A 26,308-nucleotide genomic window follows, 5' to 3' on the forward strand; every position below is an offset into this window, starting at 1 on the left:
GCCTCCTTGAGTATATGCAAAAGTTGTTCTACCTCTACGAAAGAAAGGGGGAAAGTCTTTCTGTGCTTCTTCTGGATGTGGATAATATGAAAGAAATAAATAGAAGTGGTGGATACGCATATGGAAATGAGGTTCTTTTGAAAATATCCGAAGTCATATCAAACAGTATAAGGAAGAGCGATATAGCAGGCAAGTACAAGGGTAGCTCTTTCCTTATATTACTTCCAAACTCTGACGCAAAAGGAGCTGAAAAGGTTGCAAAAAGGATAAAAAGTAGAATAGAAGTCCTTGATTTTAACTCAAAGGTAAGCATAACCATCGGTATATACAGCTTTGTGCCTACAGGTCAAAGTGTAGAAGCTGTGCTTGACCTTATGGAAGCACATGTGGCGGAGGTTAAAAGTAGAGGTGGTGGTGATATGGTGCTTATTCAAAAGGAACTGCCCAAGAGAGCCATTGACTACCAGACCCTCATTGAAGCTCTTAAGAAAAAGCTTGTAGAGCCTGCCTTTCAACCCATATACAACCTTGAGAGTGGAAAGATAGAAGGCTATGAAGTGCTTATGAGGCTTGTGATGGAGGATGGAAGAGTCCTGCCTGCTGGTTGTTTCATAAAAGACCTTTTAAAAACCTCCTTTATAAGCCCCTTTGAGGAAATTGTGCTTCAAAAGGCTTTTTCAAAGTTCACAGCCTATGGTCTTGAAGGTAAAATTTATGTAAATTTTCCTTACAACTTTGTTAACTTCATAGCAAAGGGTAGGTTCAAGCTGTTAGACTTCTACAAGGAAGTAACCTCTTACGGAATTGAACCATCCAGAGTGGTGTTAGAGCTTTCTGAAGGTAAGATGACAGGAAGCACTGAAGACCTATTAGAACTTGTAAAGGAAGCGAGGAGCTATGGATTTGGAATTGCGGTGGATGACTTTGGCGTAGAATACTCTTCTGTAGAGAGGCTTATTAAAACAAAACCAGACGTGGTAAAACTTGACGGGTTTTTCTTGAGAGATGCACGTTCTATGTTAAAATGGGTGGTTGTTGGGATGAAAAGGCTTGGCTTTAAGGTGGTTGTGGAACAGGTGGAAAATGAAGAGGAATTTGAGTTTATAAAAAGCCTCAAGGTGGATATGGCACAGGGATTTTATTTAGGAGAGCCTCAACTACTATGAAGAACTTTATAATACCCGCCATTGACCTAAAGGAAGGTAAAGTAGTAAGGCTTTTCAGAGGGGATTTTGAAAAGACAAAGGTCTACTCAAGCTCTCCCGAGGATATGGCAAAGCTCTTTGAGGAGCTTGGTTTTAAAAGACTTCATGTGGTAGACCTTGATGGAAGCCTTGAAGGTATGCCAGTGAATCTCCCTTCCATTAGGCTCATAAGAAAAGCCTTTTCTGGCTCTATTGAGGTTGGCGGTGGTATAAGAAGCGTGGAAACCTGTAAGGTCTTGCACGAGGAAGGAATAGAGTTCTTTGTGGTTGGCACTTTGGCAGTAAGAGAGCCAAGAACCTTTGAAAAGATGGTGGAGCTCTTCCCAGAGAGGGTTATATTGGCTGTGGATTCAAAGGGTGGAAAGGTGGCGGTAGGTGGTTGGAAGGAGGAAAGCTCTACAAGCCCGCAGGAGCTGGCTTTAAGATACGAAAACACACCCATATGGGGTTATCTTTACACCAACATAGACAAGGATGGCACGCTTGAAGGTGTGGATACAAAACCTTATGTGGAGTTTAAAGGCTATACAAAAAAACCCGTGCTTGCCTCTGGAGGTGTGGCAAGCCTTGAAGATATAAAAAGGCTCATGTCTATAGTGGAAGGAGTAGTGGTTGGAAAGGCAATATATGAGGGCAGAATAAACCTAAGAGAGCTGTTATGATTTTCCTATGGTTGGAGTAGTCCTTTTTAACATGGGAGGTCCAGACAGCCTATCTGCCATACAGCCCTTTCTCTATAACCTCTTTTCTGACCACGACATAATAAGGTTTCCAAGACCTATTCAAAAACCTCTTGCTTGGCTCATTTCAAGGCTTAGAGCTAAGAAAACAAGACATTATTACGAAATAATGGGTGGAAAATCTCCACAAAGGGAACAAACCCAGGCTCAGGCAAAAGCTCTGCAGGAAGCCCTTGGAGAAGACTTCAAGGTGGTGGTTGCCCTCCGCTACTGGCATCCTCTCACAGAGGAAGCTCTCAGCGAGCTTTTGTCTTACCCCGTTGAGAGGATAGTGCTACTGCCCCTCTATCCTCAATACAGCAGGACCACCACAGGCTCTTCCTTTAACGAGTTTGACAGGGTTTTTAGAAGACTCAAAGGTTCAGGAAAGCACTTTTCTCTAACTACCCTAAAGGGTCAAGAAAACCCATACTTTTATCCCTCTACTTTACCTATCCATAGAATAAACTGTTATCACAACCATCCCACCTACATAAGAGCTATGGTAGAGAACATAAAGGAACATCTACCAAACTGGCAAGAATACTTCTTTCTCTTTACTGCCCATAGCCTTCCAGTTAGTATCATAAAGGAAGGAGACCCATACCAAAGGCAAACGGAAGAGACAGTAAGGCTTATTATGGAACACTTTCCGGGTGTAAGGCATGCCCTTGGATATCAAAGCAAAGTAGGACCCACCAGATGGCTTGAACCCTTTACAGATAAACTCTTAGAAGAACTTATTAACTCAGGCGTAAAAAGGATAGCGGTTATTCCAGTATCCTTTACCTGCGAACACTCAGAAACCTTGTATGAGCTTGACTATCTTTATGGAAACATGGCAAGGGAAAGGGGTGTGGACTTTGTTAGAATCCCAACTCTCAAGACACACCCCACGTATATACAAGCCTTAAAAGAGCTTGTGATTCAGACTATCTCAAGCTGTGAAAAGATAAAGGGTATTTCGTAGTCCGCAGACTCTTTGGAGTCCGAAGCGTGCACTGCGTTTTTGCCCTTGTCGGTGCCAAAGAGCGCCCTAATGGAGTTAGGAGCCACCTTTCTTGCCTCGTTGCTGTCTGTAGGACCTATTATTTCTCTAACTCTTCTTATGGCATCTTCACCTTCCAAGACCATGGCAACCACAGGACCAGAAGTCATAAACTCTACCAGTTCTCCAAAGAAGGGTCTTTCTCTGTGAACCGCATAAAAGCCTTCCGCCTGCTCTCTGGTAAACCTAAAAAGCTTAAGAGCCCTAATCTTAAAGCCCTCAGATATAAAACGGTCAATTATCTTGCCCGTAGCACCCTTCTCAAAGGCATCTGGCTTGACTATAACCAGCGTCCTCTCCATCTTATACCTCCTTTATTCTCCTTCAAAGGATTGTAGCTCCTCCATAAGAGATTTAACTTGGTGCATAATTGCACCTAAAAGGTTTTCCACGGGAGAGTTCCAATAGGCTTCATTAAAGACTATCTCTTTTTGCGGACCCTCCTCATCTCCTTCAAGATAAGTAATCACAACGGTAGGATACTCCACAGAATCCTTATCTGGCAGTAGCAGTTCCACATCCACCTCTGGTGGTATAGCCATGGACTTTAGTTTTCTTGATAACTCTTCAAACTTTTCCTTTGGATACTCCATATTAGCCTCTCAGAATGCCCTCAAGCCCTCTTCTTACAGAAGCATCAAGCACAAAGCTGGAAGTCTTCAAAAGAAAGCCACCTATAAGCTCTGGGTCTTCTACAACTTCAAACTCGTAATCCCTACCTGTATAGTCTCTTATTACCTTTTTTATCCTTTCAAGCTCTTGATCTTCTACCCTTCTTGCGAGAACAAGCAACGCCTTGCTAAGCCTTAGGAGTTTTTCCACCTCGTAGTCGTAAACCCTTTTTACCTCACCAAGGGAGGGAATGGCGTTTATGTCCAGTATGTATTCAAGCACTTCATCCAAGCCCTGCCCTATGCCAAACCTTTCTCTAAGACCTTTCAAAAAGGCGAGCTTTTTCTCTTTGGGTATTGTAGGGTTTAGCACAAAGCCCCTAAAATCCTTTTCTGACTTGTAGAGTCTGTATAGAATTTCCAAAAGCTGTGATACCTTTATGAGTTCTTGTCTCTCCTTCTGCGTCTTTTCCAAAAGCAGTTTTGCCACCTTTCTTATTATCTCGGGCCGTGCCTTCATCTTTTCGCCTCCAGATTTTTGAGGGACTTCTCTATGTATGCGGTCTGCACCTTTTCGTCCTTAAACCTTTCCTTTAGAACCTCCACAGAGAGCTGATAAGCCCTCTCCGCACCGTAGCGAAGTAGCTCTTCCTTTGCCTTCTTTAGCTCTATGTCTATCACTTCCTTTGCCTTCTCCCTTATCCTACCAGCGGTTTCTTGTGCTTTTCTTTGCTCTTCTTCCTTTATTGTCTGTGCGGTCTGCTGGGAAATTTTAAGCTGTTCTTCATATCTTCTCTGTGCATCCTGAAGGCTTTCCTTAGCTCTTTTTAGCTCTTTTTGAGCTTCTGAAAGCTCCTCTTCAGAGCCTATGAGCTTTTCCGTCAAACCATGAAAGTATCTATTGAAGGCTTCTGAGATAGGTTTTTTCCCAAAGTAGTAGACTATACCAAGAAAAGCCAAGATGTTAAGACCCTTCCATATAAGCTCAAGGATGTGGTGTCCTTCGCTCATGCTGCCTCCTCCAAGACTTTGCTTGTTATTAGCTCTGCTATTTCCCTTACCCTTTCATCAAGTTTGCTCTTTTCTTCCTCAAGGCTTTTTCTTATCTCTTCTACCGCTTTGGCTATTTCCTCTTGGGTTTCTTGCTCCACCTTTGAGAGTATCTCTGCCCTTAGCTTTTCCGCCTCTTTTCTTGCCTGCTCCAGTATCTGGTTTGATTCCCTTCTTCCCTTTTCTAAGATGCTTTGAGCTTCTTGGATATACCGCTGAGCTTCTTCCCTAAGTTTTATTGCCTCTTGTGTGTTTTCTTCAACGAGCCTTTCCCTTTCCTCTATTACCTGAGAGTAAGGCTTTACAAGAATGCTCCTTATTATGGCAGTAAACACAAGGAAAAGAATTGCCTGAATAAAGAGGGTTATGTTAGGATACATAGCTTGTTGTATATCCATTTTAGCCTCCTACGAAGTTATTATATCACAGCTCAAGCCTTTTGGACTATATTTAATGAACTATGAAACTGCCAGTGGTAATAGAAAGGGATGAGGATGGCTTTTATGTGGTAGAGTGTCCACTGCTTAGGGGATGCTACACACAAGGTAGAACTTTGGAAGAGGCACTTGAAAGACTTAAGGAGGTCATAAACTTGTGCCTTGAGGAGGCAGAAAATCTTGAGATAGCCAAGGATTACAACCCAGAAGAGTTAATTTTCAGTGTAATGGAAAGTGGGTAGGCTAACTCCGCTCCCTGCGTGGAAGGTTATAAAGTGTTTTGAAAAACTTGGCTATGAGGTTATCAGGCAAAGGGGAAGCCATGTGAGGCTACATCACAAATATAGAAACCCATTGACTATCCTTTATCACGATGAAATAGGGGTAGGGCTACTAAGAAAGTTGATAAGAGACGCTGGCATAACAGTAGAACACTTCATGAAGATTCTTGAAGAGTATCCCTTAGCCTAGACAAATATCCCTTTTGTGGACATTTATCCACACCTCGGGTTTAGGGACTGACTGAAAGTATGGATTTCTCTCAATCAATCCCAGTGCCTTACTCCAAAGACACTTAAACCGCTCACTAAACAAGTTCTTTATAAAAACCTCCACTTGCTTAGCGAGGGCTTGCTCCATACGACGTAAATGCAAGCTCCACTTAGCACGGCTAAGCAGATTCCTGCTTGCATTCACATCCGCATGGAGTTTTCTATTGCATAGCTCACACTCAAATTCACTCCTTGTCTTCCTATTTTCTTTGTCTACATACCCACAATTACTGCATGCTTGTGAACTATAGGCAGGAGCAACATACACCACCTCTATGCCATATTCCTCGCTTATCTCCTTTAACTTCCTCCTTATCTCCCCAAGCCCAAACCTTATAAGCACCCTCTTTACTGATTTTGGGAAGTTGTTTATTACCCTCTTCAAAAATCCTCTTAAGTCCTCAAGCACAAGCCTTCGTGGTCTGTATAACTCTACAACCCTATTTATTATCCTCCTTACCTCATTCTTCACATACTCACTTAGCCTGTGTTGAAGTCTTAAATACCTCTTGCTCTCTGTTGGCTTTTTCCCTCTCCTTTGCATCTCCCTTTGAATTCTGTCTATCTTATCCGCATACTCCCTGACCTTGCTGTAAAACTTCCTGCCAAAGAGGTCTCCTCTGTCTGAAACAAGAAAACACTCCATGCCAAAGTCAAGAGCTACTTCTCCACTGAAAGCCATCTTCTTCCTCTCTATCTCCTTCACAAGCCTTAGTTTGCCATCCTCTGCTATCTGAACCATGTTTGTTAGCTTTCCACCTCTTTCCTCAAAGTATTCATGAAGTTTCACAGGCAGATATATAGGCTTTCTCTTTTCATGAGTTGACAGTCTTATCCAGAAGTCAAAGCCTTTTGCTTTCTTTGGTCTTTCCAGCAAGGCACACTTGCTGTCTAAAAGCATAGAAACACCTCTAAAACTTGGCTTTTTCCAGCTTTTGAGAATATGCTTGAATATCTTTTTAGCAAGCATTCTTTCTTCTTTGACTATCTCATACTCGTGCTTGTTTTTGTCTTTATCTATCCACAGGGCTTTCTCACTTTTTGGAATAAGCCATTCCTCTCTGGAGTTGATATAAAGGAGAACTCTTTTTGTCTTTTCAGGAAGAGTAGAGCTAAGGACTATCTCTTTGAACCTTTCTTGGACATTGGCGATAAAACTTTCCAGTGTAGGGACTACCACATGGTATTGGATAGTGGACTTGAACCTTTCTGAAAGTGGGCAGTTTAAGTGTTTTATATTAGCTTTTCTGTTAAAAGAGCCATTTTTGAAGAAAAGAGACCACTGGAAGTTTGCTATTATTTCAGCGGTTTTTCTGTATAGCTTTAGGACATGAGCTATAAGGGTGCTTTTTCTCTTTGTGGTAGGGCATGAGACTTCAATAGCCCTATACATAGGGATATTATAGCTTTTGTTTGTAAGTTTGTGTGTGAAACGATTCAAGCAACAAATTACCATTATTGGGTATAAATGTCAATATTTTCAGAGACTAGTCGCCAAGACCTTTAGAGGATTGTTCTATCTCCCTTATGAGCCTTACCCTCCTTTCGTGCCTTCCGCCCTCAAAGTCCGTGGAGAGCCATGCGTCCACTATGGCAAGGGCAAGGTCATCCCCAAGTATCCTGTCCCCAAGGCATAGCACGTTGGCATCGTTGTGTTTTCTGCTCATACGAGCCATGTATTCGTTTAGGCACAGGGCAGCTCTTATGCCCTTGAATTTGTTAGCGGTTATGGACATGCCTATGCCCGTGCCACAAACAAGGATACCCCTCTGAGCCTCACCCCTTTGAACCGCAAGGCACACATCCCTTGCAAAAAGAGGATAGTCGGTGGAGTCTGTGGACTCCGTGCCAAAATCAAGGACCCTATAGCCCTTTGAAAGGAGATACTCCTTTATCTTTTCCTTCAGGGGAAAGCCCGCATGGTCTGAACCTATGGCTATGGTAAACATTAATATGTATTATTATAATCTACCTATGGAAAAGGGAAAAAGCCTGATATTTCGCATAATCTTGGTTTATATCCTTCTAACCTTATCCGTGTATATGGTCCTTTATGTGGTGGCTGTGCGTTATATGGACGCCTTCATTAAGGAAACTGCCCGCCAGACCGCAGATGGCATCTCAAAGCAGGTATTCAGTTCCATGTATCAGGTTATGAAAAGGGGTTGGGAGAGAAGGGACCTTCTTGAGTTTATGAAAGCTCTTGAAGTTTCCTACCAAGGGACACCTGTAAACATAAACATATACAGGTCTGACCTTGTTAAAGAAATCTACGGCACAGTTCCTGAGCCAGCTAAGGGGGAACTTCATTTTCTTGCCCTCAAGGGTGAGCCTCAGAACAAGTTTGAGGGTGGCGTTTACCTATACATAAAACCTGTGAAGGCTGAATCGGAGTGTTTAAGGTGTCACTGGAACGCTCAGGAAGGCAGTGTTCTCGGGCTTGTGGAAACAAGTATAAACATACAGAGCTTTGTATCAAATGTAAGGCATACTTTGAAGGCGTTAATAGCAGGACCTCTGATTGCCTTTTCTCTTGTATTGACCTTTATTTTGCTTACCTTAATAGGTTTGCTACGACAGTTAAGTAGAAAAATAAGTGAAAGCATTGAGAATATAAGGTCAATAGAAGATGTGGAAAACCTGCACAAAAGCATAGAAGACTCCTACAGGGAACTAAAACCAGTGTATGAGTCTCTTCAGCATCTTGGTGAAAGGATAAAGTCAATAGCCATAGATAGGGAGATCCTGGATATGGAAGCGAAGCTCTTAGAAAGGTTCATAATTACGTCAAAAACCATAAAAAACTGGCACGATTATGTAAAGAATCTGATAGATGAAATGAACCAGATAATTCCCATTGATATAGTCTTTACTCTCTTTCTTGAGCCAGAAGTGCTCAAGGTTGAAATATTCTGGTATAAGAAGGCAGATGAAAGAACAGAGAGATATATTGAAGCCTTTATAAAATCGAAGATAACCCTTGAGCTTCCAGTGTCTTTGTTAATGGGAAGACAACTGCGAATCATGCATCATACGGTAAACGGGAAGGAAATCTACAGCGAAGAGGATAAGGAGAAAATAAGGCTCAGGACTAAGGCTGTATTTTTTGATAAACCACAAATTGGGGGAATAGTCGGGCTTGGAGTGGAATCCTGTGTAATGGACGATGTAGCAAAGCAGGCGGTGTTAAACAGTCTACTTTCAACTCTTGTGAACACAATAGGTTCTTCAAAGGCAATAAGCGACTACATTGAGCAGGTGGAGTTCTATGCCATGAGGGACCCGCTCACCACCCTTTATAACCAAAGAACCTTCTGGGAACTGCTAAGCTATGAGATAGAGAGGGCGAAAAGATTTGATAGAAAACTTTCTCTTATAATCCTTGACCTTGACAACTTTAAATTTATTAACGACACCTACGGTCATCACGTGGGTGATATGCTTCTTAAGGAAGTTGCGAGGGTTATAGGCGAGCGGAAAAGAAAGTCTGACATAGCTGCAAGGTACGGTGGGGATGAGTTTGTGATTATTGCAGTTGGTGCTGACCCCCTCAATGCTTACGCCCTTGCATCCTCTCTGAAGGAGCAAATAGAAAGCATTACTCTGAACCTACCAGATGGGAGTTCCATTTCACCAAGGGTTTCCATGGGTATAGCGGTATATCCAGAGCACGGAGAAACGCCGAAAGACCTTTTCCTCATTGCGGACAGTATGCTTAGGAATGCGAAGGAGGAGGGTAAGGGAAAGATAAGGCTTCCCAGTCAAGAGGAGCTTGTGCAATCATACCGAGAATACAGCAGTAAGGCTATAAGGGTGCTTACAGCCTTTGATAAAGGAGAGATAGTTCCCTTCTTCCAGCCCATAGTGGATTTGAGGAATGGTGAAGTTTTCGGTAACGAGGTTCTTATGAGAATAGGAGACAACTTAGCTCCAGCTGGAGAGTTTATAGAGATGGCAGAGAGGCTTGGTATAGTTCTTAAGATGGACATGCAGGTCTATGAAAAAGCCTTTAAGAAGGCGTACAATGCGCATTATAGAGGTAAGCTCTTTCTTAACCTTTCTCCAAGGGCGATGCTTGTGGAAAACTTTATTGAAAACATGAGGGACCTCATGCGGAGATATAACATGGAGCCATCGCAGGTGGTTTTTGAACTTACCGAAAGGGAAAGTATAAAAAACATCAGCCTGCTTGAAAGGTTTATAAGGAAGCTCAAAGAAGAAGGCTTTCTGTTTGCGATAGATGACTTTGGCTCTGGTTATTCCTCTTTTCATTACATAAAAAAGTTGCCTGTTGACTTTGTAAAGCTGGAGGGTGAGTTTGTAAAGGATGTGATAGAAGATTGGAGAGACAGGATATTTATAGAATCTGTGGTTACTCTTGCAAGGGGTATGGGAATGAAAACAATAGCGGAACATGTGGAAAACGGAGAAGTGCTGAAGATACTTAAAGACTTAAAGGTTGACTATGCCCAGGGTTATTACATCGGAAAGCCATCAGAAAGGTTGGTTTAAGGTTCTTTACCTAAGCATCTCCTTAAGAATTCTGTTCACCAACTGTGGGTTTGCTTTGCCCTTTGCCTTTTTCATAACTTGACCCACAAGAAAGCCAAAGAGCTTTTCCTCTCCTGCTTTGAAACGTTCCACCTCCTTGGGGTTTTCTCTGAGAACTTCCTCTATCATAGACCTTATCTGACCTTCATCGCTTACCTGCTTGAGACCTTTCTCTTCTACTATCTGAACTGGACTTTTGCCCGTTAAGACCATGTCCTTGATAACTTCTTTTGCGAGTTTTGAGGAAAGGACATTTTCCTTTATGAGTTTCACAAGTTCTGCAAGGCTTTGGGGGCTCACTGGCGAGCATTCTATGTCTTCGCCCGCTTCTGAGAGGTTTCCAAGAAGGTCGTTAAGTAGCCAGTTGGCAGTTAGCTTGGGGTCTTGTCCATAGTGCCTAAGGGACTCTTCAAAAAAGTCTCCAAGCTCTTTGTTATCAGTTAGCACCTTTGCGGAGTATTCGTCAAGACCAAGCTCTTTTATAAACCTTTCAAACCTTTTTTCGGGTAGCTCTGGCATGCTGACTTTTATCTCCTCCAACCACTGCGGAGGAATAAGGAGGGGCAGTAGGTCTGGCTCTGGAAAGTATCTGTAGTCCTCTGCCTCTTCCTTTGTCCTCATGGGGTGTGTTAGACCTGTGGAGGGGTCAAAGGTGCGTGTCTCTTGCACTATCTTCTCTCCGGAAAGGAGGAGTTTTATCTGTCTTTCCATTTCGGACTCTATCGCCTTTTGGACAAAGCGAAAGGAATTGACGTTTTTTATCTCCACCCTCGTGCCAAGCTCCTTTGAACCCTTTGGTCTTATGGAGATGTTTATATCACAACGAAGCTGTCCCTTTTCCATGTCCGCACGAGAGACGCCAGTGTATCTCATTATGTTTCTTAGCTTTTCAAGAAACTCCCTTGCCATTTGTGGAGAGTCTATGTCTGGCTCTGTCACTATTTCCATAAGAGGTGTGCCAGCCCTGTTTAGGTCCACATAGGTTTTTGAACCCTCGTGGATGTTTTTACCTGCATCCTCCTCTATGTGTAATCTTCTTATTCTTACTCTCTTGCCACCTACTTCAAGCCATCCATTGACCGCAATAGGTTCTTCATACTGAGATATCTGGTATCCCTTTGGAAGGTCTGGGTAAAAGTAGTTTTTCCTTGCAAAGACGGAACGCATGTTTATCTGGCAGTTAAGGGCAAGTCCAGCTCTTATGGCAAACTCCACAGCCCTTTTGTTTATAACGGGTAAACTCCCAGGCAGTCCAAGACATACAGGACAAACATTACTGTTTGGTTCCGCACCAAACTCCACAGGACAGGAGCAGAAGAGCTTGGTTTTTGTATCCATCTGCACGTGTATCTCAAGACCTATAACTGGCTCAAACTCCATGCTTATAATTGTAGCATGGTGAGGAAAATTCTTGTAGCAACCACAAACTTGGGAAAAAGGAGAGAAATTCTCTCCATACTTAAGGAATACGAGGTTGAGGTTTTATTCCCAGAGGAAGACCTAAAAGTAGAAGAGGGAAGCTGTAGCTTTTTAGAGAACGCTTATCTGAAGGCAAAGGCATACTACGAGGCTTACAAAATACCAACCCTCGCAGAGGATTCTGGACTTGTAGTTCCAAGCCTTGATGGGTATCCGGGCGTCTATTCCAGCAGGTTTTATAACTTAGAATGGGGAGGAAGGGAAGAGCCAAAAGAGGCCAAAGACAAGGCGAATATAAACAAACTTCTAAGGCTTATGGAAGGCAAGCAGGACAGAAGGGCATACTATGTAGCCTTTGCGGTGCTTTTTATAGAATATGGTGGTCTTTGGTCAGAAGGGAGATGCTATGGCACTATACTCCAAGAGCCAGTTGGAGAAGGAGGCTTTGGCTATGACCCAATTTTTCAGCCAGAGGGCTTTCAGAAAAGTATGGCGGAGTTAAGTATGGAAGAGAAAAATCTTATATCCCATAGAGGCAAAGCCCTCAGAAGGATAATGCAAATGCTAAAATAGAAGTTCCATGAAGATAGCCTTTATATCCACCAAAAACGCAGTAAGGAGCATAATGGCAGAGGCGGTGGCCAAGAAAATCTCAAGGCTCGCCCTTCTTACTCCAGAGATATACTCTGCGGGGGTAGAGCCAGCACAGGAAGTGTGGGAGGAGGTCATAGCCCTTCTCAAAGAAAAGGGTTATCCCGCGGAGAACCTCCGCCCAAAGGGTGTGGACAGCATACCCTACGACCAAGTGGATGTGCTTATAACCCTTTCACCAGAGGCGAGGGATAGATGTCCTTACTCTGAAGGTCACATGAGAAGGGAACACTGGGTGCTTGAAGAGCCTTCAAGCATGAAGAGGGAAGAACTGTCAAGGCTCTTAGAACAGATTGAGAATCTGGTGAGGAACCTTTTTAAGATAAGTTAGCCTTATCCTTGCCATAAGAAGGTTTTATATTAAAATTTTAAACTGTAATGATAGACATTAGCAAGCTCAAGACCTTTGTGGCGGTTGCAGACCTTGGGAGCTTTTCAAAGGCTTCCGAGATACTCTATATAACCCAGCCTGCGGTAACTCAGCAGATAAAGGCTCTTGAGAGGATAATAGGAGCAAAGCTTTTCCAAAGACAGGGTGGTAGGATAGTGCTAACAGATGAAGGAAAGAGAATATACGAGATTGCCAAGAGCCTCCTCTCTAACTACGAAAACCTCATGGAGGAGATGGCAAAGATAAAGAAGGACTTCAAAGATACCCTCCTTTTGGGCATAAGCACCACTCTGAGCGAATACAAGGTCCCAGAGCTTCTCGTGGAATTTCACCAACAACTTCCCAATATTTCCATAAGGGTGCTTGTAGACAATTCCCAGCACATAGAGGAAGCCCTGTCCTCTGGTGTGCTTAACATAGGAGTTATAGAGAGAGAACCATCAGAAAGGTTCAGCTCCATAAAGTGGTTCATGGATGAAGTGGTCTTTTTTACCTATCCCTCCCATCCCTTTGCCAAGAGGGGAGAGATAGAGCCAGAAGAGCTTTACGGTGTAGACCTCATATTTAGAGAGGTGAGCTCTGGCACAAGGAAGGTGGTAAAGGAAGAGTTGGAAAGACTTGGAATAATTTTTGAGAGGCTCAACATAAGGATAGAGATAAACTGCGGAAGGTCAATCCTTAGCATGGTTAAAAAGGGCTATGGCTGTAGCTTTCTCTCAAAGGGTATAGTTGAAAAAGCAATAGAAGAGGGTAGCGTTGTTCCCGTGAAGATAAAAGGTTTTAACGCGATAAGGTGGTATTACATAATCTACCCAGAACATGAAAAACTTACCTTTCTGGCAAGCAGGTTTATGAAATTCTTGCTTTCTAAGGCAAGCTCTGAGTTGGTCGCAGGATGAAGAAGGGTGTCATTTTTGATGTGGACGGGGTTATAGTGGATGTGAGCCAGTCATATCATTACGCCATAAAGCACACTGCGGAGCAATTCCTAAAGAGAGAGGTTCCCATAGAAGAAGTAAGAAGGATAAAGTTCTCCAAAGGTATAAACAACGACTGGCTTGCCACTCTTGAGGTCATAAGGGAATATGGAGGGGATGCCAACTTTGAAGAGCTTGTAAAGGTCTTTAATGTGTTTTATGCAACCCTCAGAGACAAGGAAAGGCTCATGCTGGGTCAGGACTTTTTCACAGAGCTAAGAGCTATGGGATACCCCCTTGGCATAGTCACAGGAAGACCAAGGGAAGACCTTCTATACCTTTTTGAAAGGTTTGGACTTTCGAGCTACTTTGATTTTGTGGTAGACGAGGACACCATAAAGGAAGAGGAGCTCAGAAAACCACATCCCTATGCTCTGCACTTATGCGTAGAGGCTCTTGGGCTTGACGCAGGCGTCTATGTGGGCGATAGCCTTGCGGACTGGCAGATGTTTAGGGATTACAAAAGACTTTACGGTAAACCCTTTGAATATGTGCATGTGGGAGAAAGGTTTGTGTTAGAGGGTGTCAGGAGCTCTCAGCCTGAGGCGCTTCTTCCAACTCTTCAAGAGGTCTTGCGGAGTCTATAAGGAGTATGGGGATGTCCTCTTCTATGGGGTAGTATACCTTACAATTGGGGCATATAAGCACATTTTTTCTTTCATCGTAAAGGAGGTCTCCCTTACACTTTGGGCATGCCAGTATGTCTAAAAGCTCCTTGCTTAGCATTTTACTCCTCCTTTATATACTCCCACAGCTCAAGCATGAACCTTTTAAACTCTGCCCTTTGACCTTGCCCGAGCCTTTCAAGAAGCCACTCTTCATCAAAGATGAGCTCTCCAGATAGCGGAGAAAAGTCAAGATGCTCAAGATGGGCGGTTTCAAGACCAAATATGCACATGTAACGCTGGGCTTCTTCTTTGAACCTTACAAATTCTTCTTCGTAGGGTTCAGATTCTTTTGTGGTCCAATGATAGGCACCACCGAAGGGGTTTAGCCAGTATTGTTCGTTGGACTCGATGCAGAAGCGCGCCCTTTTTATGGATACAAGGTCTGTGAGGAGTTCCCCATCGGGCATGCTGACAGCCCATACACGGTTCTTCAAGGGGTTTATCAAAAATTCCACCTGCCTGTATTCTATCATCCTTACCCCCCTACTTTAAACATCTCCACCTTCTTTGGCATTATACCAGTTTTGATAAGCTCAAGCCTTTGTTCTGAATATCTGTCTGACCTCTCAGCCCAGACCCTTCTGACAAAATCCCTTATGTCTTCTTCTCCCGCATGGCTTCTTATAAGTTCCTTTATGTTAGGACCATCCTGAGCAAAGAGACATGTAAGCAGTCTTCCATCTGCGGTGAGCCTGAGCCTGTTGCAGTCTCCACAAAAGGGTTGGGTTATAGAGGATATAAAGCCCACCTCCAGACCATCGTCCTTGTATCTATACCTTTGTGCCACTTCTCCGCGATAGGACTTCTCCACAGGCTCAAGCTCAAAGTGTTCGCTGAGAAGCTCCAGCATCTCCCGTGCGGAGTAAACCCTCTCAAGGGACCAACCGTTGAGGTTTCCCACATCCATAAACTCTATAAACCTTACCACCACACCCATACCCTTAAAAAACCTTGCTATGTCTAGTATCTCTCCATCATTAACACCCCTTATGACACAAACATTCACCTTCACAGGCTTTAGCCCAACCTTTAGAGCCTCCTCAATGCCTTCAATTATCTGAGAGACCTTTACATTTCTTCCCACAAGCCTTGAGAAGACCTCATCCTTAAGAGAATGGAGACTTACGGTAATTCTTCTGAGCCCAGCCTCTTTTAAGACCCTTGCCTTTTCTTTAAGAAAGAAGCCGTTGGTGGTGAGGCTTATGTCCTCAAGGGGAAGCTCTGAAAGGTATCCTACAAGGTTTTCAAGATGCCTTCTCAAAAGAGGTTCACCGCCGGTGAGCCTTACCTTTTTGATACCAAGGGGAATAACTGCTCTTACAAAGGTGGCTATTTCCTCAAAGGAGAGTAGCTCTTCACGGCTAAAAAATTCGTATTGCTCTCCCTCTGGCATACAGAAACTGCATCTGAAGTTGCACCGGTCCGTGACCGATATCCTCAGGTCGTGGAGCTCCCTTCCAAGGGTATCCCTAATCATGCTCCAAGCACCCACTCACCCTTCCCGTTGCTGAAAACTTCCTTTTTCCATATGGGTGCTCTCTTCTTTACCTCATCCACCGCATACCTGCATGCCCTGAAGGTTTCATCCCTGTGCCCGCCAAAGACCACCACCATGAAGGAGGGCTCTCCCACCCTTACTACACCAAGCCTGTGATGTATAAAGACTTCTCGGACTGGAAATTCTCTCAGGGTTTCCTCTCTTATCTCCTCCATGACCTTAATAGCCATATCTGGAAAGGCTTCATAGTGAAGCTCTACCACGTCGCCGTCTTCGGGTGCGGACCTGGCAATGCCCAGAAAAACGAGACCTGCACCGCAGTCCTGGGGAGGTTGATACTCAGCCAGCACACGCTCTGCACCGATCCACTCCACACCGAGGTAAACTTTGGGAACCATATGTATAATTATATGTCTTGCTTTTAAGGTTTTTAATGACCTACCTCAAAAAGTTTTAAACTATTATACATGCCAGAGGTCAAGAGTAAGCTGAGCAAGGCTCAGAAGGCGGCCATACTGCTGATGGCAATGCCACCACAGGTAGCGGTGGAGGTGATGAAAGAGCTGTCTGAGGATGAAATTCAGGAGATATTGCTTCATGCTACAAACATTGAAGGGATAACCCTCAAGGATATAGAGGAGGTAGCAAAGGAGTTTATAGAAGAATACAAGGCAACTTCCTTTATAACCCCAGACATAGACGCCTTGCTTGAGTTTGCGAGAAAGGCTCTGCCACCGGACAAGTTTGCCAAAATATACGAGTTTCTCAGCAGTTCAAACCTGATAAAGAGCTTTCAGGAACTGGAGAGGGTTGACAGCAAAATATTGGCGAACATATTGATGGGTGAGCATCCCCAAACCATAGCGGTAGTTTTGTCCCAGCTAAACCCGAACAAGTCTGCAGAAATATTGAAGCTACTACCAGATACCCTCGCCATAGAGGTGGTAAAAAGGCTTGCAACCCTTGAAAACATATCCCCCGAGTTCTTCGGAGAGCTGATAGAGGTTCTTGCAGAGGAGATAAGGAGTATGGGAGTAAGCGGTATAATGCAAAAGATGGAAGGCATAACCCTTACCGCAGAGCTCCTAAACATGCTTGACAGAGACACCACCAACAGAATACTGGCAAAGCTAGATGAGGAAGACCCCTACCTTTCGGAGAAGATAAAGGAGAAGATGTTCACCTTTGAAGATATAAGGAAGCTGGATAACAGAGCCATCGTGGAGATACTAAAGGCTGTGGAAAAGAGCACTCTTATAATAGCCCTAAAGGGTGCACCCGAGGATATAAAAGAAAAGTTCTTCTCCAACATGTCCAAAAAGGCTGCGGACATAATGAGGGAAGACATGGATGCCCTCGGACCAGTAAGGGCTTCTGAGGTGGAAAAGGCTCAAAAGCAGGTTATACAGGTAATAAAGAGCTTGGCGGACCAGGGGATAATAGACATTACTGGCGGTGAGGCTTATGTCTGAGTTCAAACCGCTTCATCATCTACATGACCTGGAGCCTAAGGAAAGTGAGCGGACTTTAAAGGCTGAAGGTGTTCAGGAGGAAAGGGATAACCCTTGCGAGGAGTTAGAGCTAAGATGGCAGGCGGATATGGAAAAACTTAAGGATGAGCTGAGAGCTTTGAAGTTCCAGCTGGAAAGCCTTGAAAAGGAAAAAGCAAAGGTTGTTGAGGAAAGGGATAGCCTTCTTAGGGAACTGGAGGACAGAAGAGCTGTGGAGGAGCTTCTTGAAAGGGTCCATGAGAAGTTGGCGGAGGCTCTTAAAACTGTGAGGGTAAGTATGGAAGAAAGCACGATTGAGATTGTGAAAGACCTTTTGAAAAAAATACTCCTTAGCCAAGTGTTGCCAAAGGAGGACCTAATACTAAGGCTTTTATCAAAAGTTCTTGAAACTGGTATTGAACTCAGGGGTCAGATAAATCTGTACCTGAACCCTTACGATTCTCAGAGGCTCTCTCCATATATGGAAAGGCTCAAGGAGAAAATGGGCAGTGCGGTTGAGCTAAACATCCTTGTGAGGGAAGACCTTAAGGAAGGCGAATTCCTCTTAGAGACCCCCAAGGTCTGGATAGAAAGACGCTATGAAGATATAATTCAGGACCTTTTGGAGAATATGAAGGATGAAGGGGGTGTTCAGGGTATATCATAAGGTTTACAGGGCGAGCGGTGTTTACCTTGAGGCATACAACACGGAGGGAGCGGTAGGAGACCATGTGATAGTATATCCACAGAAAAACAAGCCGGTAGAGGGCGAGATAATAGGCTTTAACGAGGACAGATGCATAATAATGCCCTTTAGCCAACCCTCTGGAATAAAAGCAGGAGATAGGGTGTGGATAAGGAAGGAGCATGTGTCCACAGTAGTGGGGAAGAACCTACTCGGTGAACTCCTTGACCCCTTTGGAAGGAGGCTCTCGGATGGTTCACTGCCAGCGGGAGAGAAGAAACCAATTCTCTTAGAAGATATAAACCCCATGGAGAGGGAAAGGATAAAAGAGGTTTTTGACTGTGGTATAAGGTCTGTAAACGCACTACTGACCCTGGGAAAGGGCCAAAAGGTGGGCATATTCGCCGGAGCTGGCGTGGGTAAGAGCACACTTTTGGGGATGATAGTAAGAAACAGCAAGGCTGATGCTGTAGTCCTTGCTCTTATAGGTGAGAGGGGAAGAGAGGTAAGAGAGTTTGTGGAGGATGTGCTCGGCGAGGAAGGAAAGAAAAGGAGCATAATAGTGGTCACCACCTCAGACCAGACACCCATACTAAAGGTGAAGGGTGCTCTCAGTGCATTAGTGCATGCAAGATACTTGGCAGACCAAGGCATGGATGTGCTTTTGGTTATGGATTCCATCACTAGGCTTGCCATGGCTCAGAGAGAGGTGGGGTTATCGGCGGGAGAGCCTCCCACCATGAAGGGCTACACGCCTTCTGTTTTTTATATGCTTTCAAAAGTAGTTGAAAACTGCGGGAAGTTTAGGAAAGGCAGTATAACGGGCATTTTCAGCGTTTTGGTGGAAGGTGATGATATAAGCCTTGACCCAGTGGCAGATTCCCTAATGGGTGTCCTTGATGGGCATATAATCCTCTCAAGAAAGAGGGCAAACGCAGGCATATACCCCGCCGTAGACCCCGTAAGAAGCCTCAGCAGGCTCATGCCTCAGGTGGTAAGCAAGGAACATATGCAGGTGGCCATGTATGTCAGAGAAATCCTGAGTGCCTATGAGGCTATGGAGGACATGGTAAACCTTGGTCTTTACAGTCCGGGTAGCAACCCTCTTGTAGACAGGGCGGTAAGGCATCAGGAGGAGCTAAGGGAGTTTTTCAAGCAGAAGGTGGTGGAAAAGGTAAGCTACGAGGATAGCTTGGAAGCATTGAAAAGTCTATACGGAAAACTGATATAATTTTAATACCATGGTGGAGCTGAGGTCCTATGCGGAAGAAAGGGTGGAGCTTGCCCGCTCCACGCTCAGAAGGCTCATGTCCCTAAAAACAGACATAAAGGACAAAACCCTCCTGAGAGCCGCAGAGCTTTTACAAGAAAGAAGGGATTTTATAAAGGAAGAAAACCAAAAGGACATAGAATACGCAAAATCTCAAGGGCTTTCACCTGCTCTTATAGACAGACTACTTCTCAATGACAAACGAATAGAGGGTATGGCAAAGGTTCTAAGGGATGTGGCGTCTTTACCAGACCCGGTGGGAGAGATAACGCGTATGTGGACGCGTCCTAATGGTCTACAGGTGGGAAAAATGCGTGTTCCTCTTGGAGTTATCTTTATTGTCTACGAGGCAAGACCTAACGTCACTATAGAAGCCGCCTCTTTGTGTATGAAATCTTCAAACGCTGTAATCTTAAGGGGTGGAAAGGAAGCCATAAACTCCAACAGGGCTCTTGTGGAGGTGCTTCGTCAAGCCTGTAGAGAAACGGGTTTTCCAGAGGAGGCGGTTCAATTTATAGACAGACCAGAGAGGGAGATAGTGTGGGAGATACTGGGTATGGAGGGCAAGGTGGACGTGGCAATTCCAAGGGGCGGTGAGAGCCTCATTAGGGCGGTGGCAGAAAGGGCAAAGGTGCCAGTTATAAAGCATTACAAGGGAGTTTGCAACATATATGTGGATGAGGAGGCGGACCTTACAAAGGCTTACCATATAGTCTACAACGCAAAGGTGCAAAGACCCTCTGTCTGTAATGCGGTGGAGAACCTCATAATCCACAAAAGTCTCTTAAATACCTTCTGGGTAAAGATGGCGGATATCTTAGGAAAGGCAGGAGTGGAGCTAAGGTGCGACCCAGAAAGCCTTGAGGTGATAAAGTCCAGACCAGAGCTTTCTCATGTAAAGGCAGTCCCTGCCACGGAAGAGGACTACTATGAGGAGTTTCTTGACCTTATACTTGCAGTTAAAACGGTAGAAAGCCTTGAAGAAGCCATAGAGTTTATAGAAAAATATGGTTCAAAGCACTCAGATGCCATAATAACGGAAAACTACACAAAAGCCATGAAGTTCATAAAGGAAGTGGACTCCGCAGCGGTCTATGTGAACGCTTCCACCCGCTTTACAGATGGCAACGAGTTTGGTCTTGGTGCGGAGATGGGTATATCCACCGATAAAATTCATGCAAGAGGTCCGATGGCTCTTGAGGAGCTAACCATTGAGAAGTTTATAATTTTTGGTAATGGACAGTTAAGAGACAACGTGGGAGTTCCTCCCGAATGGATGCAATAGACACGCAGGAGCTTATAGATTTTCTAACTAAGGGAGAAGCCTCAGAGGCTTTGGAGAGATACTTTAAAGAGGTAGAAAGAAAAAAGGGTAAGATTTTCCTCTCCAACTACACTATTCTTGAGCTTGCATATCTTCTTGAATACAACTTCGGAGTAAGCAGGGAGCTTGTGGCTAAGAGTTTAAGGACTATAATTGAGGACAGGCTCTTCAAAGTAGAGGGTAAAAGGGAGCTGGAAGAGGCTCTCAAGCTATACGCAGAGGGGATGGACTTACTCAGTGCTTTAAAAGAGGTTCAGCTAATGAAAGCTAACGCAAAGAGGGTAAAGCTATGAAAATAAACATAACCTTTGACCTCGCACCCTTTCTCCCATGGCTAAGGGATTATGACAAGGATAAGTTTACCAGAGACCTTATAGCTGGACTTACGGTAGCTGCGGTGCTTGTGCCTCAATCTATGGCTTATGCCCTTTTGGCAGGCATGCCACCCATATACGGACTGTATGCCTCATTTCTTCCTGTTATTGTAGCTGCACTCTTTGGAAGCTCAAGGTTTCTGGCTACGGGTCCAGTCGCCATGACCGCCATTCTTACAAGCTCAGCCCTCTATGGGCTTGCGGAACCATCCAGTGAAAGATGGGTTATGCTCGCCTCCGTGCTTGCCCTTATGGTGGGCTTTATAAGGTTGGTTGTGGGGGTGCTAAAGCTGGCTTTTGTGGTGGAGCTTATATCCACAAGCGTAATAATGGGTTTTACCAGCGCCGGTGCTCTTGTGATAGCCCTCAGTCAGGCGGGACATCTTCTTGGCTTTAAAATAACGCAGAGCACCCATATATACGAAGTGCTTGCGGACATAATAAGCAAGCTTTCCCAGACAAACCCCTATACGCTCGTGGTGGGCATAGTTGCCTACGCCATAATTTGGTTTTCAAAAAAGATAAGCCCCTTGATTCCCGGCGCCCTTTTGGCGGTCTTTATAACATCCATAGCCTCCTACTTTCTGGGACTTCAAAACCTTGGCGTTTCAATAGTGGGAGAAGTGCCCAGCGGTTTGCCTTCCCTCGAGGTGCCCTCTGTAGACTATAGGACCTTTTCCCAACTCTGGGTGGGTGCTCTTGTTATATCCGCCTTTGGACTTATGGAAGCTGTTGCCATAGCCAAACAGCTCGCCATAAAGGCAGGAGACAAGTGGGACCCCAATCAGGAGCTTATAGGTCAGGGTCTCGCCAACATAGTGGCAGGTCTCTTTAAGGGTTTTCCCGTAGGCGGCTCCTTTTCAAGGTCCGCCCTTAACTTTCAGCTTGGTGCAAAAACACCCATAGCCAGCGTCATAACGGGTTCAACTGTAGGTCTTACCCTGCTCTTTCTTGCACCCTTCTTCTATTATCTGCCCAAAGCCACCCTCTCAGCCATAGTGCTCTCCGCGGTTATAAACCTTATAAGACCCCAAGAGATATTAAAGCTCTACAGGATAAACCCTGTGGACGGTGTTGTAGCAGGGGTTACCTTTGCCACTGTCTTTTTCATGGACCTGTGGGTTGCCATAACCCTGGGAACGCTCATAGCCTTTGGTAGCTTTGTATACAAGACCATGTATCCAAGGATAGTCCTGCTCACAAGAAATCCCCAGTCTTCCACCTTTGTGAACGCAGAAAGGGAGAAGTTGCCTGAATGCCCGCAGATACTCTACGTAAGACCCAACATGTCCATATACTTTGGCAACGCAGAGTACGTATACGAGTATGTGCTTCAGAAGGTGGAAGAAAGGAAAAAGACCCTCAAGTTTGTCCTTCTTGACCTTGAGGCGGTCAACTACATGGATGCCTCAGGCAGTTTGATGCTTGTGAGGCTACTGGATAGGATAAGGGCGATGGGTATAGAGCCAGCCTTTGCCAACATAGGATGCACCGTCTATCCCCTTCTTGAAAACGTGGAGTTTGACAAACATATGGATGTGGACTACGTGTTTGACTCAAAGGGTCAGTCCATAGTGGAGCTTTTCAAAAGGCTTGACCACGAGTATTGTAGGAAGAAATGCCCCTATGCGGTCTTTAAAGAGTGTTGGACTGTAAAAGAACAGAACTTTAAGCCTATTGAAAGGGTGGCATAGCTTATCTATAAAGACCCCTTGAAAGTATATACTCCTCCACCTTTTCTGGCACGAGCCATTTTACGCTTTTGCCTTCTTTTAGCCTTTGCCTTATCTCTGTTGAGGATACATCTACTCGTCTAACTGAAACAAGATGGAAATCCCTTCCTTCTTTAAGCTCTGGGAAATGCTCCCTTATGTAGCCTTTAACCTCCTGCCACCTGCCCTCTCTGTCTATTATCACAAAACCTGCAAGGGAAATAAGCTCCTTAGGCTTTTTCCACAGGTGAAGGCTCAAAAAGCTGTCCGCTCCTACGAGAAAATAAGGCTTTTGTCCAAGAATTTTGTGTAATTCCCTTGCGGTATCCACCGTGTAAGAAACTCCACCCCTCTCTATTTCTATCCTGCTTACCTCAAAGCCTTGAAAACCCTCTGTTGCAAGGCTCACCATGTTATACCTGTCCTTCGCACTTGCCCTGTGTGGCTCTTTTAGAGGTGCTTGATAAGCTGGTAAAAAAACTACCTTTTCAAAGCCCAAAAGCTCAAGGGTATCCCTTGCTACTAAAAGATGACCTATATGTATTGGGTCAAAACTACCACCAAAGAAAAGTTTCATGCTTATAATTTTATATTTGGCAGGTGAAATGCGAGGTGGCAGTTTAAGTAAGTCTATTATAGGTTCATCTACTGCAAAGGGAGGTTTTGCCAACGAAAGAATTATAGCTGAGAAATTCAATAATTACAAATGGGATACTGATGCACAGTTGTGGCTAAGGTATATGGGATATGACCCGAAATTTATCAAAGAATTGAATGCAGAGGTTGTGCCTGTTAGAATATCATTAAAAGATGTAGTTAAATTCGGACTTGATAAAAATAAAGTCCTTGAAGAGCTCAAATATAAGAAAAGCGATGTCCAAGTTAGGATAGAAATGTTATATAAAAGTGTCTACTTTGTGGAAAATATTTCTGTTAAGAAAGCCAATAGTGATGCAGATTATAACCAAGTGGATAAGAGAAAAGTTGAGGAATATAGAAATATGTGGAACTTTGATGAAGAAATAACTACGTGGTTAAAGTACTTTACAGGAGAATTAGAACCACCTAAGGGTTTAAACAAAAGAGACAAGAGAAGGTTATTTCTTGATGAAATGCCTGAGGAAATTAGGAATAAGATAGTTAACTTTTTTAGGGAGAATAAAGTTCTTATTGTTTGTGATGTTATAAAGGGGAGAGGTTCACTATCTGCAGGATGGTTTATGGTTGCTAAGTATGACAAACTCAAAAATGAAACGAGTTTTGCGATAGCTAACATAAATTTAGCGATAAATATATTTGGTAGTGGTGAAGTAAGTATCTCACCAAAGGGAAGTCTGTATATAGGTAAGGTAGTTATGCAGAGAAAAGGAGGAACACCTGATCCGACAAAACTACAGTTTAAGATAAAACCGTGCGAAATTTTCCGTGTAGGAGGATTAACATGAAGATAGAGTTAGACAAGGTTTATCACGGAGACTGCATAGAGATAATGAAACAGCTTCCCGACGAATGCGTAGACCTAATATTTGCAGACCCACCTTTCAATATAGGTGTAAGATACGATAAATGGAAAGATAACCTTAAGTATGAAGAATATCTTCAATGGTCTGAAAGTTGGTTAAAAGAAGCCTACAGACTTTTAAAGAAAAACGGCTCTATATACGTGGCTATAGGAGATGAATTTGCTGCAGAATTAGCTATTATACTTAAAAGGCTTGGGCTTTATATGAGAAATTGGATAATATGGTATTATACCTTTGGTCAACACCAGAAGAAAAAATTCACTCGCTCTCATACGCATATACTATACTATACTAAACATAAGTCCCACTTTACTTTTAACGCTGATGCAATAAGAGTGCCATCTGCGAGGCAAACTATATACAAGGATAGGAGAGCAAATCCAAAAGGTAGAATTCCGGACGATGTTTGGACATTTCCAAGAATATGCGGGACTTTCAAAGAGAGGGTTGGTAATCATCCATGCCAAATGCCTACAGCTTTGCTGGAAAGGATTATATTAGCCAGTTCAAATCCAGGAGATATAGTGCTTGACCCTTTTGGAGGCACGGGGACTACCGCAGTAGTCGCTAAGAGATTAGGTAGACACTTTATCACTATTGAATTATCGGAGCAATATTATAGTGCTATAGTTAAACGGTTAAAAATGGAAGATGACGCCAAGAGTATGAAAAAAAGCACAAAGGGGCTGTTTCAAAGTTTGTATGAATTTAGTCATACTTGATGATATAGTTCCTCATCCTATAGAAAAATATTCCACAGGACGAGGTTTCGCAGGCAAGGGGACTATAAGCTCCCTTGTGAACCGCATAAGAACATTCCTTGCACCTACTACGTCCGCATCCTCCTCATACCCACACCGTAGGCACTTGAAATATTCTCCATTACGGTTCAACTTATCCTGATATCCACACTCAGGACAAGCCCTGCTTGTGTAAGCTGAAGGAACTATGTGATATTGGACGCCAACTACCTCACATAGCTCCTTTATCCTCTTTAGAACATATCCATACAACCAATGATTAAACCTCCTGTTTACCACCCTACTCCATACTCCACTTTTACCCTTCTTCAAATTCTTTAATCCTTCAAGCACTGGAGAAAAACTGCCATCTATCACCTTCTTGAGTATCCTGTTTATCTCTGTCTTCAAATAATGCTTCGCCCTTTTCCACCTTCTTGAACCTTGCTTTTTAGGTTCTATCCTCTTTTCTATGACTTCCTTGACTTCCCTTCCAAAAACTTCTCCTTCTGATGTAGCGATTAACTTCCTGTATCCTATATCTATGCCCTTTGGCTTTTTGCTCTCTAACTTGACCTCTTTCTCAAAGATGAGCTTTATATACCACTTGCCATCTCTTTTCAAAAGTTCTATATCAGAGCATAGTTTCCAATCTCTGAAGTAATTGTTAGCATACTCATAGCTTTTGAAAGGTAAAGCAATCCATCTCTGGTTCTGAGGGTCTCTCAAGAAGAGCCAAAAGTCAAAGGAGTTTCTACCTTTCTCAATCCTGTAAAACCTACTGTCAAGTTTTAAGGCAGGCTTTTTTATCAAAGGTTTTTGAGGATTTTTGCCTTTTTTGAGTTTTGAGAAAAGGCTTTTAAGGATTGCTTTTGCCTGCTGTAAAGCACAACCAAGATATCTCTTGCTTAACCAAGTTTGGTATGGGTAGCTTTTAACATGTTTATAGGAAGGTAGTGTTTTAGTTTCATAGCCTACATCTACAAAGTATTGACAAGCCTTTTGATATTCCTGCCAGAGGTTTTCAAGAAAACTTAACTTTCCTGTATTTGAAAAATCCAGAGAGAAGAGCAAACTTCTTTTGATGCTACTTTGCATAGCAGGTTAAAATTTTAATGTCAACCTCTATAAGTGTCAAGTATATACATCTATAAATTAATTTCTATACTTTCAGTGATTAGTTTCTAATACCTCTTTGGCTCAAGGGCAAGAAAAGATAACAGAATATTTTCTGACGTAGACCCTTCAAGGTCAACAAGCTACCATAAGCCTAAAAGGCGGTGCTAGGATAGACAATGCCAACATAGTAAAAACAGACATAGAAGCCTCCAACGGTGTTATACACGTGATAGACACTGTCATAATGCCTAAGTAAAGCCTTGCCCCCTTTGGGGGCTTTTTGTAAAATGCTTTA

Annotated in this window: 33 protein-coding genes; 19 read left to right on the plus strand and 14 right to left on the minus strand. The window is 43.6% G+C overall.

The window, feature by feature from the left end; all coding sequences use genetic code 11:
- The first annotated feature begins 14 nt into the window (after positions 1-14).
- Genes G3M65_RS09135 through hemH form a run of 3 tightly spaced genes read left to right on the plus strand, consistent with a single transcriptional unit; the run spans position 15 to position 2,894 of the window.
- Positions 15-1,166 (plus strand): EAL domain-containing protein, encoded by a 1,152-nt coding sequence (locus tag G3M65_RS09135; RefSeq protein WP_173834263.1) that lies wholly within the window; start codon positions 15-17, stop codon positions 1,164-1,166.
- Entirely contained in the window at positions 1,163-1,867 is a 705-nt protein-coding gene (gene hisA / locus G3M65_RS09140; RefSeq protein WP_173834264.1) for a 1-(5-phosphoribosyl)-5-[(5-phosphoribosylamino)methylideneamino]imidazole-4-carboxamide isomerase, read from the plus strand. Before G3M65_RS09135 ends, hisA begins: the two co-directional genes overlap by 4 nt.
- A 7-nt stretch (positions 1,868-1,874) precedes the next feature.
- Positions 1,875-2,894 (plus strand): ferrochelatase, encoded by a 1,020-nt coding sequence (gene hemH, locus G3M65_RS09145; RefSeq protein ID WP_173834265.1) that lies wholly within the window; start codon positions 1,875-1,877, stop codon positions 2,892-2,894.
- On the opposite strand, the gene ndk is transcribed toward hemH, so the two are convergent.
- Genes ndk through G3M65_RS09170 form a run of 5 tightly spaced genes read right to left on the minus strand, consistent with a single transcriptional unit; the run spans position 2,852 to position 5,031 of the window.
- The gene (gene ndk, locus G3M65_RS09150) at positions 2,852-3,274 is read right to left on the minus strand and encodes a nucleoside-diphosphate kinase (RefSeq protein WP_173834266.1); all 423 of its coding nucleotides are present in this window, start codon (positions 3,272-3,274) and stop codon (positions 2,852-2,854) included. The genes hemH and ndk overlap by 43 nt on opposite strands.
- A 12-nt stretch (positions 3,275-3,286) precedes the next feature.
- On the minus strand, positions 3,287-3,565 hold the full coding sequence (locus G3M65_RS09155; RefSeq protein WP_173834267.1) for a hypothetical protein: 279 nt from the start codon (positions 3,563-3,565) through the stop codon (positions 3,287-3,289).
- Between the two features lies 1 nt (position 3,566).
- Positions 3,567-4,103: a F0F1 ATP synthase subunit delta gene (locus tag G3M65_RS09160; protein ID WP_173834268.1), complete on the minus strand. Its 537-nt coding sequence runs from the start codon at positions 4,101-4,103 to the stop codon at positions 3,567-3,569.
- Entirely contained in the window at positions 4,100-4,594 is a 495-nt protein-coding gene (locus G3M65_RS09165) for a F0F1 ATP synthase subunit B (protein WP_173834269.1), read from the minus strand. Before G3M65_RS09165 ends, G3M65_RS09160 begins: the two co-directional genes overlap by 4 nt.
- The gene (locus tag G3M65_RS09170) at positions 4,591-5,031 is read right to left on the minus strand and encodes a F0F1 ATP synthase subunit B (RefSeq protein ID WP_173834270.1); all 441 of its coding nucleotides are present in this window, start codon (positions 5,029-5,031) and stop codon (positions 4,591-4,593) included. The genes G3M65_RS09165 and G3M65_RS09170 overlap by 4 nt, the downstream gene beginning before the upstream one ends.
- Before the next feature lie 62 nt (positions 5,032-5,093).
- On the opposite strand from G3M65_RS09170, the gene G3M65_RS09175 reads away from it, so the two are divergent.
- Positions 5,094-5,312, plus strand: coding sequence for a type II toxin-antitoxin system HicB family antitoxin (locus G3M65_RS09175; RefSeq protein WP_173834271.1), 219 nt, complete (start codon positions 5,094-5,096; stop codon positions 5,310-5,312).
- Positions 5,305-5,541: a type II toxin-antitoxin system HicA family toxin gene (locus tag G3M65_RS09180; protein WP_173834272.1), complete on the plus strand. Its 237-nt coding sequence runs from the start codon at positions 5,305-5,307 to the stop codon at positions 5,539-5,541. The genes G3M65_RS09175 and G3M65_RS09180 overlap by 8 nt, the downstream gene beginning before the upstream one ends.
- Here G3M65_RS09180 and G3M65_RS09185 read toward each other — a convergent pair.
- Complete coding sequence (locus tag G3M65_RS09185) at positions 5,533-7,014, minus strand: RNA-guided endonuclease InsQ/TnpB family protein (RefSeq protein ID WP_173834273.1); 1,482 nt, start codon at positions 7,012-7,014, stop codon at positions 5,533-5,535. The genes G3M65_RS09180 and G3M65_RS09185 overlap by 9 nt on opposite strands.
- A gap of 94 nt (positions 7,015-7,108) precedes the next feature.
- Complete coding sequence (gene rpiB / locus G3M65_RS09190) at positions 7,109-7,570, minus strand: ribose 5-phosphate isomerase B (protein WP_173834274.1); 462 nt, start codon at positions 7,568-7,570, stop codon at positions 7,109-7,111.
- Positions 7,571-7,595: 25 nt separating this feature from the next.
- Here rpiB and G3M65_RS09195 point away from each other — a divergent pair, with 25 nt between their 5' ends.
- A complete protein-coding gene (locus tag G3M65_RS09195) occupies positions 7,596-10,133 on the plus strand; it encodes a putative bifunctional diguanylate cyclase/phosphodiesterase (protein ID WP_173834275.1) in 2,538 nt (845 codons plus the stop codon).
- Between the two features lie 6 nt (positions 10,134-10,139).
- On the opposite strand, the gene gatB is transcribed toward G3M65_RS09195, so the two are convergent.
- Positions 10,140-11,552 carry an Asp-tRNA(Asn)/Glu-tRNA(Gln) amidotransferase subunit GatB gene (gene gatB, locus G3M65_RS09200; protein ID WP_173834276.1) on the minus strand — a complete coding sequence of 471 codons (1,413 nt, stop codon included), beginning with the start codon at positions 11,550-11,552 and terminating at the stop codon, positions 10,140-10,142.
- Positions 11,553-11,567: 15 nt separating this feature from the next.
- Between gatB and rdgB the strand changes: the two genes are divergently transcribed.
- From rdgB to G3M65_RS09220, 4 genes are read left to right on the plus strand one after another with little or no spacing between them, the layout of a single operon-like run.
- Complete coding sequence (rdgB, locus tag G3M65_RS09205) at positions 11,568-12,164, plus strand: RdgB/HAM1 family non-canonical purine NTP pyrophosphatase (RefSeq protein WP_173834277.1); 597 nt, start codon at positions 11,568-11,570, stop codon at positions 12,162-12,164.
- Positions 12,165-12,171: 7 nt separating this feature from the next.
- A complete protein-coding gene (locus tag G3M65_RS09210; RefSeq protein ID WP_173834278.1) occupies positions 12,172-12,573 on the plus strand; it encodes an arsenate reductase/protein-tyrosine-phosphatase family protein in 402 nt (133 codons plus the stop codon).
- Positions 12,574-12,620: 47 nt separating this feature from the next.
- On the plus strand, positions 12,621-13,532 hold the full coding sequence (locus G3M65_RS09215) for a LysR substrate-binding domain-containing protein (protein WP_173834279.1): 912 nt from the start codon (positions 12,621-12,623) through the stop codon (positions 13,530-13,532).
- Entirely contained in the window at positions 13,529-14,197 is a 669-nt protein-coding gene (locus G3M65_RS09220) for an HAD family hydrolase (RefSeq protein WP_173834280.1), read from the plus strand. The genes G3M65_RS09215 and G3M65_RS09220 overlap by 4 nt, the downstream gene beginning before the upstream one ends.
- Here the strand turns inward: G3M65_RS09220 and G3M65_RS09225 are convergent.
- The 4 genes from G3M65_RS09225 to G3M65_RS09240 are packed head-to-tail and all read right to left on the minus strand — an operon-like array spanning position 14,136 to position 16,174.
- Positions 14,136-14,336: a Trm112 family protein gene (locus G3M65_RS09225; RefSeq protein ID WP_173834281.1), complete on the minus strand. Its 201-nt coding sequence runs from the start codon at positions 14,334-14,336 to the stop codon at positions 14,136-14,138. The two genes, G3M65_RS09220 and G3M65_RS09225, sit on opposite strands and share 62 nt — an antisense overlap.
- A 1-nt stretch (position 14,337) precedes the next feature.
- Positions 14,338-14,751: a hypothetical protein gene (locus G3M65_RS09230; RefSeq protein WP_173834282.1), complete on the minus strand. Its 414-nt coding sequence runs from the start codon at positions 14,749-14,751 to the stop codon at positions 14,338-14,340.
- Between the two features lie 2 nt (positions 14,752-14,753).
- Positions 14,754-15,755 carry a GTP 3',8-cyclase MoaA gene (gene moaA, locus G3M65_RS09235; RefSeq protein WP_173834283.1) on the minus strand — a complete coding sequence of 334 codons (1,002 nt, stop codon included), beginning with the start codon at positions 15,753-15,755 and terminating at the stop codon, positions 14,754-14,756.
- Positions 15,752-16,174: a molybdenum cofactor biosynthesis protein MoaE gene (locus G3M65_RS09240; protein WP_173834284.1), complete on the minus strand. Its 423-nt coding sequence runs from the start codon at positions 16,172-16,174 to the stop codon at positions 15,752-15,754. The genes moaA and G3M65_RS09240 overlap by 4 nt, the downstream gene beginning before the upstream one ends.
- 69 nt (positions 16,175-16,243) lie before the next feature.
- On the opposite strand from G3M65_RS09240, the gene fliG reads away from it, so the two are divergent.
- From fliG to G3M65_RS09270, 6 genes are read left to right on the plus strand one after another with little or no spacing between them, the layout of a single operon-like run.
- Positions 16,244-17,248 carry a flagellar motor switch protein FliG gene (gene fliG, locus G3M65_RS09245; protein ID WP_173834285.1) on the plus strand — a complete coding sequence of 335 codons (1,005 nt, stop codon included), beginning with the start codon at positions 16,244-16,246 and terminating at the stop codon, positions 17,246-17,248.
- A complete protein-coding gene (locus tag G3M65_RS09250; protein ID WP_173834286.1) occupies positions 17,241-17,933 on the plus strand; it encodes a FliH/SctL family protein in 693 nt (230 codons plus the stop codon). The genes fliG and G3M65_RS09250 overlap by 8 nt, the downstream gene beginning before the upstream one ends.
- Positions 17,905-19,182, plus strand: coding sequence for a FliI/YscN family ATPase (locus G3M65_RS09255; RefSeq protein ID WP_173834287.1), 1,278 nt, complete (start codon positions 17,905-17,907; stop codon positions 19,180-19,182). Before G3M65_RS09250 ends, G3M65_RS09255 begins: the two co-directional genes overlap by 29 nt.
- A gap of 19 nt (positions 19,183-19,201) precedes the next feature.
- A complete protein-coding gene (locus G3M65_RS09260; protein ID WP_438616895.1) occupies positions 19,202-20,506 on the plus strand; it encodes a glutamate-5-semialdehyde dehydrogenase in 1,305 nt (434 codons plus the stop codon).
- Entirely contained in the window at positions 20,494-20,838 is a 345-nt protein-coding gene (locus G3M65_RS09265; protein WP_173834289.1) for a hypothetical protein, read from the plus strand. The genes G3M65_RS09260 and G3M65_RS09265 overlap by 13 nt, the downstream gene beginning before the upstream one ends.
- Complete coding sequence (locus G3M65_RS09270) at positions 20,835-22,613, plus strand: SulP family inorganic anion transporter (RefSeq protein WP_173834290.1); 1,779 nt, start codon at positions 20,835-20,837, stop codon at positions 22,611-22,613. Before G3M65_RS09265 ends, G3M65_RS09270 begins: the two co-directional genes overlap by 4 nt.
- Position 22,614: 1 nt before the next feature.
- On the opposite strand, the gene nadD is transcribed toward G3M65_RS09270, so the two are convergent.
- Entirely contained in the window at positions 22,615-23,208 is a 594-nt protein-coding gene (gene nadD / locus G3M65_RS09275) for a nicotinate-nucleotide adenylyltransferase (protein ID WP_173834291.1), read from the minus strand.
- A gap of 16 nt (positions 23,209-23,224) precedes the next feature.
- Between nadD and G3M65_RS09280 the strand changes: the two genes are divergently transcribed.
- Positions 23,225-24,076 (plus strand): PDDEXK family nuclease, encoded by an 852-nt coding sequence (locus tag G3M65_RS09280; RefSeq protein WP_173834292.1) that lies wholly within the window; start codon positions 23,225-23,227, stop codon positions 24,074-24,076.
- On the plus strand, positions 24,073-24,876 hold the full coding sequence (locus G3M65_RS09285; RefSeq protein WP_173834293.1) for a DNA-methyltransferase: 804 nt from the start codon (positions 24,073-24,075) through the stop codon (positions 24,874-24,876). Before G3M65_RS09280 ends, G3M65_RS09285 begins: the two co-directional genes overlap by 4 nt.
- Positions 24,877-24,888: 12 nt before the next feature.
- On the opposite strand, the gene G3M65_RS09290 is transcribed toward G3M65_RS09285, so the two are convergent.
- Complete coding sequence (locus G3M65_RS09290; RefSeq protein ID WP_173834294.1) at positions 24,889-25,992, minus strand: RNA-guided endonuclease InsQ/TnpB family protein; 1,104 nt, start codon at positions 25,990-25,992, stop codon at positions 24,889-24,891.
- A 190-nt stretch (positions 25,993-26,182) separates the two neighbouring features.
- On the opposite strand from G3M65_RS09290, the gene G3M65_RS10705 reads away from it, so the two are divergent.
- On the plus strand, positions 26,183-26,269 hold the full coding sequence (locus tag G3M65_RS10705) for a fasciclin domain-containing protein (RefSeq protein WP_497707020.1): 87 nt from the start codon (positions 26,183-26,185) through the stop codon (positions 26,267-26,269).
- Positions 26,270-26,308: the final 39 nt, after the last annotated feature.

It is taken from the genome of Hydrogenobacter sp. T-8, from assembly GCF_011006175.1.
GTDB classification, from domain to species: domain Bacteria; phylum Aquificota; class Aquificia; order Aquificales; family Aquificaceae; genus Pampinifervens; species Pampinifervens florentissimum.

What these genes read in the sequence shown, in the direction of transcription:
- rpiB (WP_173834274.1), bottom strand. Translation starts at nt 7,570, where the DNA reads ATGTTTACCATAGCCATAGGTTCAGACCATGCGGGCTTTCCCCTGAAG.
- hemH (WP_173834265.1), top strand. Translation starts at nt 1,875, where the DNA reads ATGGTTGGAGTAGTCCTTTTTAACATGGGAGGTCCAGACAGCCTATCT.
- G3M65_RS09220 (WP_173834280.1), top strand. Translation starts at nt 13,529, where the DNA reads ATGAAGAAGGGTGTCATTTTTGATGTGGACGGGGTTATAGTGGATGTG.
- G3M65_RS09240 (WP_173834284.1), bottom strand. Translation starts at nt 16,174, where the DNA reads ATGGTTCCCAAAGTTTACCTCGGTGTGGAGTGGATCGGTGCAGAGCGT.
- G3M65_RS09290 (WP_173834294.1), bottom strand. Translation starts at nt 25,992, where the DNA reads ATGCAAAGTAGCATCAAAAGAAGTTTGCTCTTCTCTCTGGATTTTTCA.
- fliG (WP_173834285.1), top strand. Translation starts at nt 16,244, where the DNA reads ATGCCAGAGGTCAAGAGTAAGCTGAGCAAGGCTCAGAAGGCGGCCATA.
- G3M65_RS09250 (WP_173834286.1), top strand. Translation starts at nt 17,241, where the DNA reads ATGTCTGAGTTCAAACCGCTTCATCATCTACATGACCTGGAGCCTAAG.
- G3M65_RS09225 (WP_173834281.1), bottom strand. Translation starts at nt 14,336, where the DNA reads ATGCTAAGCAAGGAGCTTTTAGACATACTGGCATGCCCAAAGTGTAAG.
- G3M65_RS09170 (WP_173834270.1), bottom strand. Translation starts at nt 5,031, where the DNA reads ATGGATATACAACAAGCTATGTATCCTAACATAACCCTCTTTATTCAG.
- G3M65_RS09230 (WP_173834282.1), bottom strand. Translation starts at nt 14,751, where the DNA reads ATGATAGAATACAGGCAGGTGGAATTTTTGATAAACCCCTTGAAGAAC.
- G3M65_RS09135 (WP_173834263.1), top strand. Translation starts at nt 15, where the DNA reads ATGCAAAAGTTGTTCTACCTCTACGAAAGAAAGGGGGAAAGTCTTTCT.
- G3M65_RS09270 (WP_173834290.1), top strand. Translation starts at nt 20,835, where the DNA reads ATGAAAATAAACATAACCTTTGACCTCGCACCCTTTCTCCCATGGCTA.
- ndk (WP_173834266.1), bottom strand. Translation starts at nt 3,274, where the DNA reads ATGGAGAGGACGCTGGTTATAGTCAAGCCAGATGCCTTTGAGAAGGGT.
- G3M65_RS09215 (WP_173834279.1), top strand. Translation starts at nt 12,621, where the DNA reads ATGATAGACATTAGCAAGCTCAAGACCTTTGTGGCGGTTGCAGACCTT.
- G3M65_RS09155 (WP_173834267.1), bottom strand. Translation starts at nt 3,565, where the DNA reads ATGGAGTATCCAAAGGAAAAGTTTGAAGAGTTATCAAGAAAACTAAAG.
- G3M65_RS09285 (WP_173834293.1), top strand. Translation starts at nt 24,073, where the DNA reads ATGAAGATAGAGTTAGACAAGGTTTATCACGGAGACTGCATAGAGATA.
- G3M65_RS09265 (WP_173834289.1), top strand. Translation starts at nt 20,494, where the DNA reads ATGGATGCAATAGACACGCAGGAGCTTATAGATTTTCTAACTAAGGGA.
- G3M65_RS09195 (WP_173834275.1), top strand. Translation starts at nt 7,596, where the DNA reads ATGGAAAAGGGAAAAAGCCTGATATTTCGCATAATCTTGGTTTATATC.
- G3M65_RS09160 (WP_173834268.1), bottom strand. Translation starts at nt 4,103, where the DNA reads ATGAAGGCACGGCCCGAGATAATAAGAAAGGTGGCAAAACTGCTTTTG.
- gatB (WP_173834276.1), bottom strand. Translation starts at nt 11,552, where the DNA reads ATGGAGTTTGAGCCAGTTATAGGTCTTGAGATACACGTGCAGATGGAT.
- G3M65_RS09255 (WP_173834287.1), top strand. Translation starts at nt 17,905, where the DNA reads ATGAAGGGGGTGTTCAGGGTATATCATAAGGTTTACAGGGCGAGCGGT.
- rdgB (WP_173834277.1), top strand. Translation starts at nt 11,568, where the DNA reads ATGGTGAGGAAAATTCTTGTAGCAACCACAAACTTGGGAAAAAGGAGA.
- G3M65_RS09210 (WP_173834278.1), top strand. Translation starts at nt 12,172, where the DNA reads ATGAAGATAGCCTTTATATCCACCAAAAACGCAGTAAGGAGCATAATG.
- moaA (WP_173834283.1), bottom strand. Translation starts at nt 15,755, where the DNA reads ATGATTAGGGATACCCTTGGAAGGGAGCTCCACGACCTGAGGATATCG.
- G3M65_RS09175 (WP_173834271.1), top strand. Translation starts at nt 5,094, where the DNA reads ATGAAACTGCCAGTGGTAATAGAAAGGGATGAGGATGGCTTTTATGTG.
- G3M65_RS09165 (WP_173834269.1), bottom strand. Translation starts at nt 4,594, where the DNA reads ATGAGCGAAGGACACCACATCCTTGAGCTTATATGGAAGGGTCTTAAC.
- nadD (WP_173834291.1), bottom strand. Translation starts at nt 23,208, where the DNA reads ATGAAACTTTTCTTTGGTGGTAGTTTTGACCCAATACATATAGGTCAT.
- G3M65_RS09185 (WP_173834273.1), bottom strand. Translation starts at nt 7,014, where the DNA reads ATGTATAGGGCTATTGAAGTCTCATGCCCTACCACAAAGAGAAAAAGC.
- hisA (WP_173834264.1), top strand. Translation starts at nt 1,163, where the DNA reads ATGAAGAACTTTATAATACCCGCCATTGACCTAAAGGAAGGTAAAGTA.